1 pseudogene is annotated in these 326 nt (G+C 52.5%); it reads right to left on the bottom strand.

The features are described 5' to 3' along the window. Positions 1-266, bottom strand: a pseudogene (locus O2S87_RS19030) (ISH6 family transposase); the annotation flags it as partial. Positions 267-326: the final 60 nt, after the last annotated feature.

The raw sequence follows: 326 nt of genomic DNA, 5'->3' as shown, positions 1-326 counted from the left end.
TGCTCGCCGGCGGTGGTCACCGCCGAGCGAGTACACGTCGCAGAGCGTTGGAATCTCTCGGTTCCGTTGCCGTGAGCGTGTTTTATACCGCAGAAGCTCTCGACGAGACGCTCGTTGAGGCACTCGACAAGTGCCTCAACGAGAATAGACGTGATATTCTGCTTGGCGAGTACCTCAGTTATCACTGCAAGTGGATACTGCTTGGTAGGATCAATCGTCAGAACCAATTGAACGGTGAGTGTAATCTCGATTGGGGACTCTTTCATTCTAGCACCGAAACAGTCCCCTTCCTCTAACGTATCAACTGCTACTTCGTTGCGGTGAGT

This window comes from Halohasta sp. A2, from assembly GCF_056175805.1.
The sequence above is the reverse complement of the archived record's forward strand: the minus strand, read 5'-3'. Positions and strand labels throughout refer to the sequence as shown.